We start from the raw sequence: 9,948 nt of genomic DNA, 5'->3' as shown, positions 1-9,948 counted from the left end.
GAGCAGAGCCGATCGCTACTTGGTTGCGCTCGAAGCCTTAGCCCGTGGAAACGATCACCCTCGATAGGATGCCCGACACAGTCAGGCATCAAGACTGCGGAGGGGAGGCGGCGTGGTCGAGATTACCGGAGGCTCGCCCGAGCGGGTCGAAGTCAACCTCCGAGTGGCTGCTGGCGAACTCACCCAGGTCTTCGAGCAGATATCAGGCGTTGAGCGCTTCAACGACTACATCGGCTGGGTGAATAGGCACGTTCGAATGCTCGCCGGGCAGGTTAGCCAGAGAGATATCGATGATCTCCTCCAGACACGTGGCTACTGGAGTCTTCGAGGCGGTGACCCTGTGACCCTCGGTAACAACTTGGCTGAAACCATCCGTAGAGAGATCGAGTACCAGCGCCACGCGCTTCTGCTCGCCGCCGATGAGATTCGTTCGGAACGTCAACGTTGGGATGGGAAGGGCAAGGAGCCGGTTGCTCTCATCCTTGATACGGGCGTGCTGGAGCACAACGCAGAAGAGCTTGATACTGCCGACTGGCACATGATCGGCGACGTACATCCTCACCGTTTCCTGTACCTCGTCGTCACCCGCGTGGTACTCGACGAAATCGACCGTCACAAACAGAGTCGTGACAATGGCAGCCAGGCGAAGGCGCGTCGAGCACAGGCAAGAGCGGCGATCAGGGCACTATGGGCGATGTTCGGCACGGGAGAACGCGCAGCAGCGTTCAGCCACACAGACGGGATCCTGGCCCGGGAAGGTCGTTTCGAGCTCTTGAACGATTCGATCGAACACCATCAACTTGCTGACCCGGATGCGGAACTTCTCGACCGCAGCAGCTCCCTGCGAGCGTATGTGGAAGCGAAGGTAGTCACGTTCGACATTGGCCTGGCGCTTAGAGGCAAAGCCGCCGGAATCGATGTCCTTCTGCTCCGGAACGACACGAGCGACGAAGAGGCGGCCGATGGATTCGATCGCCGCGGGGTAGCCCGCTAATTGAAGGGGCCACACGGAGGAGTAGCGGGGCCACTTTTGGGGGTAAACCGCGAGCCAGGGCGGTGCAAGACTATGTCCGACTGTTTGGCCCAGCGCTGGAGATGTGATGCCCGAAGACCTCGTCGAAGAGCTCCCGAAGAAGGTCGAGGCCGCGCTGCTCGAGCTTCTGAGTCCGGGCGAGACGGTTCATGTGAAGCTGAAGGGGGCCTTCAAAGAAGGCCTTATCTGCACAGACCGCAGAGTGATCATCCTCAAGGGCGGCTTCATGGCCGGGCAGGTGTTCGGTACCGGTTCTTTCCAACAGCCATACCGGAACATCGCGGGCGTGCAGGTGAAGTTCAACATCATGTCCGGCTATGTCGAAGTTAATGCCGGAGGCATGCAAAACAGTTCAAAGTCGTACTGGTCCACTGATAAGAACTCCGATCCAAGCAAGGCGCCGAATTGTGTCTCTCTGAACTCGAAAGCTCAAGCGGAAAGGTTCAGGCAGGCCGCATCGTTCATCCTCGAGACCGCGCACGAAGCCCTGAAGCCGGCGACTGATACTTCGGCTGCTTCAACTCGGAATGATCAGGACGATTTGCTCGAATCCATCCGGAAACTCGGCGACCTGAGAGATGCGGGGATCCTTAGCGAAGTCGAGTTCACCGCGAAGAAGGCAGAACTCCTTAACAGGATGTGACGGGCGCACCTCGCGGCCGAGGGCACCCGACCCGCTTCGACGGTGAGGAGGCACTCTCGGTTCTCATGGGTACGCATCTGGATAGATGACAGTCGCGATGGCTACTCGGCGCCCGGCCGACAGACCGCGCGATAGCCGGTCGGGCAACGGGCAGAATTCCAGCCGTAGTCGTCGCCGCAGCATTCCGCGGATTCCGAGTGCCCGTTAGACCCGCCCGATGAAATGCCCGGTGATGGGACCCTAACTGCAACACTGTTTCGTGTGCTGATCGGATACGCCCGAGTCTCGACCAATGAGCAAGACCTGACTGCTCAATACGACGCCCTGATCGCGCTCGGAGTCGATGCGAAGAACATCCACGTCGACCACGGACTGACCGGGACCAATCGTGCTCGTCCCGGTCTCCATGCTGCTCTCATGGCGACCCGGGATGGCGACACTCTCGTCGTGACGAAACTCGACCGGCTCGCCCGATCGCTGCCGGATGCCCGCGACATCGCAGCAGAGCTCACGAGCAAGGGCGTCACCCTCAGTCTCGGCGGAAGCATCTATGACCCGACCGATCCGGTGGGTCGCCTGCTGTTCAACGTGTTGGCCATGGTTGCCGAGTTCGAGGCCGACCTGATCCGGATGCGCACTCGAGAAGGCATGGCCGTCGCGAGAGCAAAGGGAAAGCTGAAGGGCAAGAAGCCGAAGCTCACCAAGCTGCAGCGCAAGCACCTGCTCGAGATGAATGGGGCCGGAGAGCATACGCAGAGCGAGCTGGCCGAGATGTTCAGCGTCTCCCGCGCCACGATCTACCGAGAACTCCAACGCGGCCACGCCAATTAGCGCTGCAAAGACACCGCCAAAGAGCGCTAACAATCACACTGAGATGAGCCTTTCAACCTGTGCCAGCTCGTCGTCGTGCTCGTCGTGCTCGAGCTCGATGTCGTAGTCGTTCTGGATGTTCAGCCAGTAACGCTCCGAGAGCCCGAACGCTTGGGAGAGCCGCAAAGCGGTGTCGGTTGTGATGCGGCGCTTGCCGCGGATGATCTCGCTCAGCCGGGTCTGTGGCAGTCCAGTGGCCTTCGCCAGTCGGTATGCGGTGATGCCGAGAGGCTCCAGGAATTCGGTCTGGAGAATCTCGCCCGGTGTGATCGGGTCGTGTGCCTTGGTCATCGGGGTCCCTCCTCAGTGGTAGTCGACGATCTGGACGTCGCTCGGGCCGGCGGCGGTCCAGACGAAGCAGATTCGATATTGATCGTTGATGCGGATCGAGGACTGACCGTCGCGGTCGCCGGACAGCTTCTCCAGCCGGTTGCCCGGTGGGACGCGCATGTCGTTGATCGTCTCGGCCGCGTTGAGCAGGCGTAGCTTCTTCTGGGCCATGCGCTGCAGGTCGGGGCCAAAATGGCGGACGTGCTCGCGATCCCAGACCTTGCGTGTCGGCTCATCAGCGAACGATTGGATCACTCAACCAATAATAACGCAACGCGATAGTATTGCAAAGCAGGAGCACGACGCAGGGCCTTGCGATGCAACCCGGTTTGCCCACATTTTGCCCACACTTGAATGAAAACCAACGTGATCACAGTCATCACACGACACTCAAAATCCGCGTAATTCCGCGGTTTTTGGCCTCGCGCTCGAAGTTGCAAGGGCGTCGAGTAGAGCACACGGCTCATAATCGTGGTGTCGCGGGTGGGCCCCCAGCGCGAAGGGCCGCGAGCGTTGCGAAGCGACGTTTGGGGGAGCGCTAGGGACAAGTCCCGCTCCAGGTGCCCATGTACGGCGCCAGATGCAGCAGTTTTGGGGTCTGAACGCATGGGTCCCGCGACATGGAAAAGTGAAGCTGCTTGGTTGGTCTGGCCGCTGTCTTTCGCCAACCGCGATGTTCCCGACGCCGTCAGCTATACCCGGACCGCTGGCCAATAGCCCGTACGCGCGCGATAGCCGACCCTTGAGCGCGCACTCTTATGTCTTCGCCTCCTTGTACGACCTACTATTCGGAAGCGTTCCAGAGGGTGCGGAGAGCTGCGGTGGTCTGGTCGTAGCTGAGTCCTGCCCGTGTCGCATGCTCGTGGAGAGCGCGTGCCGCGTAGAGCACGTTGGCCGGAATGGGTGTTGCGTGGTCGCTGACGCGCGTGCCGGCGGCGGATCTCGTGACAACCAGTTGGTCCACTTCAAGCTGTTTGTAAGCGCGCGCCACGGTTCCCGGTGCCACTCCGAGGTCACGGGCCAGTTGTCTCACGGTCGCCAGGCGCTCACCGGGTAGGAGTCGGCCGGACAGGATTTGCCCGCGCAGGTGCTGGTAGATCTGGTCGGACGGCGGCGCCGTCCCCGTGAGATCAATGGGCATTGGTGCGTTGACGTTCCTGCAGTGTGACGTCTTCGCTTTCGGCCTTCGAGGTGTGCGACATCCCGGAGGCCGCGATCAATCCGACACCCACGCCGCAGAGAATCAACCCGAGCCCGTTGAGGGGAATTTGCAGGGCAGCAAACGGCGTCACGACGTCGACGCTTCCTCCTGTTGTTGGGACTTGGGCGGCGAGGGAGCTCGAGCGGGCGATGAACAGCCACAGCGTTCCAAGGGTGAATGCGATTGACCCGGTGCTGAGACCTACGACGCGACGCACCGTTACCTCACGTGCAGCGACGACGTGCGCACTGTTGTTGGCTCGCGCCACGGGGCGGGTCACTCGAGACATTGCGAAGAGAGTGGATGCGACCATCAGGGCGAAGGCGATCAGGACCGGGATCCCGTAGAACCAGCCAGGAAAGTCCGTGGCCGACGTGGTTGTGCCCGCCACTATCGTGATTGCCGCCGACCGTCCTGAGCCATCGAGACTCGCGGCAAAGCCAGCGAGCACAACGGTCACGACGAGTAAAAGAGCAAGAACCGTCCATGCGCCCATCCACCAGGCCTTGCCGTACGACCAGGCGCGGCGGGCAGTCAGATCCACCGCGTCGAAATTCAGCTTCGCTCCGGCCCTTACAGGCCTCGCGGATCGGGTGGTAACACCGATCAGCGCAAGCGCTGCGGCTGCAGCGGTGAGCACGGCTGCATAGTGCCAGCGAACGGCTTGCAACGGGGGCCACCAGAGCTGAACTCCATAGAAGACCACCACGCCCGCAATAGCGAGGAGAGACGCCGTCATCGCCGTTGCTGAGAAGCCCATTCTCGGAGCTCCTCGACGACTCCCATGCGCAGCAATCCCGACGGTAACGAGCGCGATGGCGAGCACCGCGATCTCTTCCGTAAACATCAGGATCGTGACCATCATCACCTCCATCTTGTATCACTTCGATGATACAAGGCGGCTCGGCCATGTCTCGATCGCGGAACATCCTTTCGGAAAAGCGCTCGCACTGATGAGTCCAACAATGTCGCTGCCGTGCTTGCCGCCTTCGAGCGGCACGATCGAATCGCTCTGGGCATGACACGCGCGCAGTACACTGCGAGGCGCGGTGATCGCCCCACGATTGACGATCGGCTTGCCACGTGATGGCGGACCTCAAGAATGGTCGGTTTGTGGCGACGGTCGAAGGATGTCGCAGAGTTCCTCGTCGAAGACACGGCGGGCCTGTGGGTCGCCGTCGTAGTACAACTCCCAAAACCCGCGCGCTGTCCAGCGAGCAGGCGCTAGCTCGATAAGACCGCCCTCGACGATGCTCGCGGCCCAGTTAGGCGGAATCGACGTATCGCTTGTTTCGAACATTTCGGCGTCGAACCAGCCCGCGGTCTGCTTCTGCTCCGTAAGAATCTGTATCTGGACACGCCCGCTGGGCTCGGCCAAGTCACATAGAACGGGATATTCCGCGCCTAGTTTCAACCAGGGACTGTCGGTTGCCGGCTGGCCGTTGGCTGGACTGATGGGCCGCACACAGACGACCCTCATCCGAACGAGTCCGCAGCGTCATGGATCTGCACGCGAACAGGCTATGGCGCATTCGCCAACCTCCCGCGCGGAGCGCTGCAAGCCGAACACTACGGAGTGCTCACACGTGGAAATGGAGCACGCTTGCTCCGAGCGGGCCTGCCGCGCAACATTGCGTCTTCGGCTCCGACAGTCAAGCGGAAGACGATTGACCTGGAGCCCGTGTGCGGATCCCTATGCGGACGCGAGCGCACGTCCAACGAATGCGAGTTGGGCGGGAGCGAGGCGGCGCCAGAACCCGGGGTTGTGGCCGCCGGCTTCGAAACCGCCTGCAGGATGTGCGGAAAAGCCGGCGACATAGTCGCGGGTGTTCGGGTAGAAGCCGTCGCCCGTGCCGCAATCAATCCGGACGGCGATGCCGGCCAAGGTGGCCTGGCGACCGAAAACGGTGTTGCGCGCGAAGTCCGCTGCGTCGTCGAAGGCGCCCTTGGCGGCCTGGCCGAATGTGTGCCACAGTGCGGGGCTCTCGACCGCGACAGCGGCAACCCGCGAGTTTCCGAGTACGCCGCCTAGTCGAAGCGCTCCATAGCCTCCCATCGACCACCCCATAAGGCCGATCCGATCCGCCGGCCCTGCCCGCAGGCCCCGCGCCGTGAGCTGCGGAAGCAACTCGTCGACGACCATCGCGCCGGCATCCGTTCCGTCGTCCCGTGGATGCCAGTAGCCGTTTCCTCCGGCGACGGATGCCAGAGCGAACGGCTCACGGGTCTGCACCGCCTGCGCGAGATAGGCATCGAATCGCATCGGCGGCGAGAACGCGGCCCGCTGGTCATCACCATATCCATGCAGAACGACGGCGACAGGCAACTCAGCTCCCGGCTTCGCGCCCGGCGGGTACGCGATTTCGTATCCAATCTTCAGACCGCCCATGTGCCTCGAGGTCAACGATCCGGCGACCAGAGGGCCCGACGCGACCGCCGGGACGACGCCGTCGGGGCCGTCAAGACCGAGCAGGCGGTACATCGTCGAGCGGCCGGGAAGCAGATCCTCATTCACCGCGGCGACGCCGGCACCAGCTAAAGCAGCGGTGGCGGCTAGACCGATGCCAGTACCGAGCACGACGCGGCGGGAAACGGGGCGGATGGCCATGGCGACATTGTGACAGCGGTCACCGCGCCGCCGGCGTCCGACATCATGCAGATACCGCACAGATCCGGATTGGACCACGCACGATGACGGATCCATCCGTGAGGCGTTCGGCTTCCGCTGGGTGAAGGTTCATGACTCGGCTCTCCATCGACGCCAGGACCAGTCCCGCCTCGTGCTTGGTAGAAACCGGCGCTTGTCGGAAAGGACATCCCGTTCAACCACTGGGATGCGCACATGGCCCTCGACGCGACGAGAATGGCCCGCTTGGGTTCACTCAGAACTGGAAGACATAGCTCTGGGTTGGTCGGTGCAGAAGAGTGTGGTCGAACGGTTCACCGTGCCGTTTCCATCCTTCGCTTTCGTAAAGTCGGACCGCGACCGCATTGTCGGCCAACACGTGGAGAACGATCTGGCGATAGCCGAGGCTCGCCAAGTCGGTCTCGATGGCACGTAGCAATTGCCGACCGAGGCCAGCCCCTTGCGCTTCCGGGGCGACGGCCACGAGCCCGAGCACAGCGGCATCGACGGGATCGCTCTTCCCACCTGAACCCGCTTCGGTTGCAAGCGCGAAACCTTGTATCTGACCGTCGTGCTCTGCGACCAACCATGCCGTCTGCTTCAAGAACTTCGCCTCTGCGCGCTCGGCGACGCCTGGTGCAGTTTTTCCGTCGCGGGCAGCGCAAGCGCGGAGCCATACATCGACGCAAGGTCCGACTTCGTCTTGGGTCGCATTTCGGATCTCGAAGGACTCGCTCACCGCTCCAGCATCTCAGGCTCACGATGCCGACACAGTTCCAGCTGCGTGTGCCGGCCGGTGCGGATCCTGACCTGTTCGTAGGTCAGGATTGGCTGGTGAGTGATGGCAATCGCGTTTTCGTCCATGGACTGATCGGGGCGTTCTCCGAGTCCATGGCATTCCAGGAGCTGGGCGAGAAGACGCGGTGTTCGGCACCGGACCTGCTTGGATATGGGCGCGATGTTGGGCGCGGCATCACCACTAGCGGGCAGGTGGATCGCCTTCGTGACCACGTCTTGGCGCTCGGCGGTGACCCAGTGCATCTCGTGGCTCATTCGATCGGAGCGGTGTATGCGTTCGAGTTGGCGGATGCACGCCCTGACCTCGTCGAGTCAGTCACTTCGATCGAGGGGAACTTCTCGTTGAGTGACGCGTTCTGGTCACGGTCCATTGCCGAACTCGAAGAGAACGAGGCGAGGCAGCGCATCCTCTCGGTTCTTGAGGATCCAGAAGCTTTCCTTGCAAGCGACGGGATCGCAGCCAGTACCGAGTTGCTGGGGCGCGCGCGAGAGGCATTGGCGTTTCAGCCATGGTCGACAGTGTGGGAGTCCGCCAGGGCGATCGTCGCGACGACCTCTCGGGTTGAGTATCGGGAAACGGTAGAGCGGGTCTTCAGGGGGATGCCGGTGTTTTTGGTCGCGGGAGAACGATCGGCGTCGGGGTGGGATGTGCCTTCATGGGCGCGGGCCAGTGCAGCGGGTTCGGTTGAGATGCCAGGTGTGGGACACATGATGATGCTCCAGTCGCCGCGGGAATTCGGCCTGCTTCTGAAGCAACTGTGGAAGTGAATGTCGAGGACAGTCAGAAGGAGCGGCGCTGCTCGCCGATGAGATGGCGGCCCGTCCCCTGGTCCTAGGGCTCGCCACGCTACGTCCGCACCGAACTGGCAGCGTGCACTCGTAGGGTGTGGCCCTGGAATGGCGGGTGAGGCAGGTGCAGCGGTGAGCGAAGGATCCGTGGGTCAATCGCCGGACGGCCTGTGCCGCTCGAAACCGAGGCGGATCAGGCGCGCGACTACGGTGAGAGCGATCGAGCAGACTGGTCCTACGAAGCCGAGTACGAGCGCGAAGAGGATCCGCCCAACGATGGGTGTGTTGCTGGTGTTCGCGGCGTAGAGGAACACGGCAACGAGCAGGTACCCGTAGATCCCGGATGCCAGCAGTGCGGTGGTCTGGTTGTCTGCGACAAGACCGATTGCGATCGCGATGATCGCCCACGGGATCAGGTTCCAGGCGGTGCCGTCGAACAGGATCCGGCCGCTGAGGGCTCCAAGCCCGACCCCGACGGCACCGCTGATGACGATCGTGAGGGTGCGCGTCATGTTGCTGCGGCGGCGGAGACAGGGCGGATAGTGAGGAGGAATCGGACGAGGAACACGATGCCGAAGATCATCGCCACCGCGCCATCGGTGTAGAGGGCACCTTGTCCCCAAGCGATGCGGGAGATGCCATCGGCGGCGCCTGCAACGAGGAGGGCAGTACCGGCGCCGAGGAACGCGGTCGCTCCGATGGCGGCGACGACGTGGCGCGGGAGCCGGGACGCAGCGCCGGCGGGGCGCGGGCGAGCGAGGCGCAGTGCTCCCAGAATCACTCCAGCGACGATCAGACCGATGATCGCAGCGGCGAGGACGAAGACGAAGGAGTCGTCGGAACTCTCCATCGCGGCGGCCACGTGACAGTTGGTCGCGCTGGGTTGCACTGCGAGCCAGTGCGCGCACTGGGCGGCCGTGAACCGGTAGCCGGCGGGCGCGCCGTAGACCCACTGCGTCGACGTTATGAACGAAAGGGCGCGCGCGAGGAGTGCGGCGACCCCGATCGCGGCGAAGCCGTAGACGCCCAACTGAGCGGCTGCTCGAACAAAGGCGCCCAGCAGCTCTGCGGGTCTGCGACGGTTCGACGCCTTGGCGATCGTCGGAGCGTCGCCGAAAGCAGCGATCGCTGCCCGCTGCGCGGCATCAGAGTCCATGCCGCCGCGCTGGAACGCGTCGGCGGAGTCGCGAAGGTGCGTCTCTGTCTCGGTGAGCATCCGACGGCGTTCGGTCGCCGTCCCCTCGAGACGGTCGAACATGTCGTCGAGGTAGGCATCGATACGGTCACTGGTCATGAAGGGTCTCCCACCACTCGATTCACACCGCTGGCGAAGCGACGCCAGTCGGCCGCTTGCTGGTCCCGGGCATCCCGCCCGGCTCCGCTCAGCTCATAGACGCGGCGTCGCCTGCCTGCGACGATGTGCCACGAACTCGTGATCAGCCCACGCGACTCGAGCCCGTGCAGCGCCGGATAGACAGTGCCCTCGGCCAGGACGAACTCGCCGTCGCTGCGTTCCCGGATGCTCGCCACGAGCTCGTAGCCATGTGCCGGCCCCGCGGCGAGGGCGGCGAGCAATAGGAGGTCGAGGTTCCCCTTCAGCCGATCGTGCGCCATAAGTAGACATTCTAGGCATCGGAATCCTAGGTATCAAGGACCGA

At 62.9% G+C, this 9,948-nt stretch carries 15 protein-coding genes; 5 read left to right on the top strand and 10 right to left on the bottom strand.

Features of this window, described 5'->3' with window-relative positions; all coding sequences use genetic code 11:
• The first annotated feature begins 112 nt into the window (after positions 1-112).
• From ACO2Q7_RS13650 to ACO2Q7_RS13640, 3 genes are all read left to right on the top strand, one after another.
• Positions 113-994: a PIN domain-containing protein gene (locus ACO2Q7_RS13650; RefSeq protein WP_423356255.1), complete on the top strand. Its 882-nt coding sequence runs from the start codon at positions 113-115 to the stop codon at positions 992-994.
• A gap of 106 nt (positions 995-1,100) precedes the next feature.
• Entirely contained in the window at positions 1,101-1,676 is a 576-nt protein-coding gene (locus tag ACO2Q7_RS13645) for an SHOCT domain-containing protein (RefSeq protein WP_423356254.1), read from the top strand.
• 261 nt (positions 1,677-1,937) lie between these two features.
• Positions 1,938-2,507 (top strand): recombinase family protein, encoded by a 570-nt coding sequence (locus ACO2Q7_RS13640; protein ID WP_423356253.1) that lies wholly within the window; start codon positions 1,938-1,940, stop codon positions 2,505-2,507.
• A 33-nt stretch (positions 2,508-2,540) separates the two neighbouring features.
• Here the strand turns inward: ACO2Q7_RS13640 and ACO2Q7_RS13635 are convergent, their stop codons facing one another.
• From ACO2Q7_RS13635 to ACO2Q7_RS13620, 4 genes are all read right to left on the bottom strand, one after another.
• Positions 2,541-2,837, bottom strand: coding sequence for a HigA family addiction module antitoxin (locus tag ACO2Q7_RS13635; protein WP_423356252.1), 297 nt, complete (start codon positions 2,835-2,837; stop codon positions 2,541-2,543).
• A 12-nt stretch (positions 2,838-2,849) separates the two neighbouring features.
• Entirely contained in the window at positions 2,850-3,131 is a 282-nt protein-coding gene (locus ACO2Q7_RS13630) for a type II toxin-antitoxin system RelE/ParE family toxin (RefSeq protein ID WP_423356251.1), read from the bottom strand.
• 529 nt (positions 3,132-3,660) lie between these two features.
• Positions 3,661-4,017, bottom strand: a complete 357-nt coding sequence (locus ACO2Q7_RS13625) for a GntR family transcriptional regulator (RefSeq protein WP_423356250.1) — start codon at positions 4,015-4,017, stop codon at positions 3,661-3,663.
• On the bottom strand, positions 4,007-4,837 hold the full coding sequence (locus ACO2Q7_RS13620) for a hypothetical protein (protein WP_423356249.1): 831 nt from the start codon (positions 4,835-4,837) through the stop codon (positions 4,007-4,009). Before ACO2Q7_RS13620 ends, ACO2Q7_RS13625 begins: the two co-directional genes overlap by 11 nt.
• Positions 4,838-4,931: 94 nt before the next feature.
• Here ACO2Q7_RS13620 and ACO2Q7_RS13615 point away from each other — a divergent pair, with 94 nt between their 5' ends.
• Complete coding sequence (locus ACO2Q7_RS13615) at positions 4,932-5,099, top strand: hypothetical protein (protein ID WP_423356248.1); 168 nt, start codon at positions 4,932-4,934, stop codon at positions 5,097-5,099.
• 74 nt (positions 5,100-5,173) lie between these two features.
• Here the strand turns inward: ACO2Q7_RS13615 and ACO2Q7_RS13610 are convergent, their stop codons facing one another.
• The 3 genes from ACO2Q7_RS13610 to ACO2Q7_RS13600 all read right to left on the bottom strand — a co-directional run bounded on the left by ACO2Q7_RS13610 (position 5,174) and on the right by ACO2Q7_RS13600 (position 7,442).
• A complete protein-coding gene (locus ACO2Q7_RS13610) occupies positions 5,174-5,455 on the bottom strand; it encodes a hypothetical protein (protein ID WP_423356247.1) in 282 nt (93 codons plus the stop codon).
• A 315-nt stretch (positions 5,456-5,770) separates the two neighbouring features.
• Entirely contained in the window at positions 5,771-6,685 is a 915-nt protein-coding gene (locus ACO2Q7_RS13605; RefSeq protein ID WP_423356246.1) for an alpha/beta hydrolase, read from the bottom strand.
• Between the two features lie 274 nt (positions 6,686-6,959).
• Positions 6,960-7,442: a GNAT family N-acetyltransferase gene (locus tag ACO2Q7_RS13600; RefSeq protein ID WP_423356245.1), complete on the bottom strand. Its 483-nt coding sequence runs from the start codon at positions 7,440-7,442 to the stop codon at positions 6,960-6,962.
• Positions 7,443-7,465: 23 nt separating this feature from the next.
• Between ACO2Q7_RS13600 and ACO2Q7_RS13595 the strand changes: the two genes are divergently transcribed.
• Positions 7,466-8,269, top strand: a complete 804-nt coding sequence (locus ACO2Q7_RS13595) for an alpha/beta fold hydrolase (RefSeq protein WP_423356244.1) — start codon at positions 7,466-7,468, stop codon at positions 8,267-8,269.
• Positions 8,270-8,442: 173 nt separating this feature from the next.
• Here ACO2Q7_RS13595 and ACO2Q7_RS13590 read toward each other — a convergent pair whose 3' ends face one another.
• From ACO2Q7_RS13590 to ACO2Q7_RS13580, 3 genes are read right to left on the bottom strand one after another with little or no spacing between them, the layout of a single operon-like run.
• Positions 8,443-8,802 carry a hypothetical protein gene (locus tag ACO2Q7_RS13590; protein WP_423356243.1) on the bottom strand — a complete coding sequence of 120 codons (360 nt, stop codon included), beginning with the start codon at positions 8,800-8,802 and terminating at the stop codon, positions 8,443-8,445.
• Positions 8,799-9,584, bottom strand: a complete 786-nt coding sequence (locus ACO2Q7_RS13585) for a permease prefix domain 1-containing protein (protein ID WP_423356242.1) — start codon at positions 9,582-9,584, stop codon at positions 8,799-8,801. The genes ACO2Q7_RS13590 and ACO2Q7_RS13585 overlap by 4 nt, the downstream gene beginning before the upstream one ends.
• Complete coding sequence (locus ACO2Q7_RS13580) at positions 9,581-9,904, bottom strand: PadR family transcriptional regulator (protein WP_423356241.1); 324 nt, start codon at positions 9,902-9,904, stop codon at positions 9,581-9,583. Before ACO2Q7_RS13580 ends, ACO2Q7_RS13585 begins: the two co-directional genes overlap by 4 nt.
• Positions 9,905-9,948: the final 44 nt, after the last annotated feature.

The organism is Rathayibacter sp. KR2-224 (assembly GCF_049446075.1).
GTDB lineage: Bacteria > Actinomycetota > Actinomycetes > Actinomycetales > Microbacteriaceae > Humibacter.
Note: the sequence above shows the minus strand (reverse complement) of the source record. Positions and strands in the feature narration are given on the sequence as shown.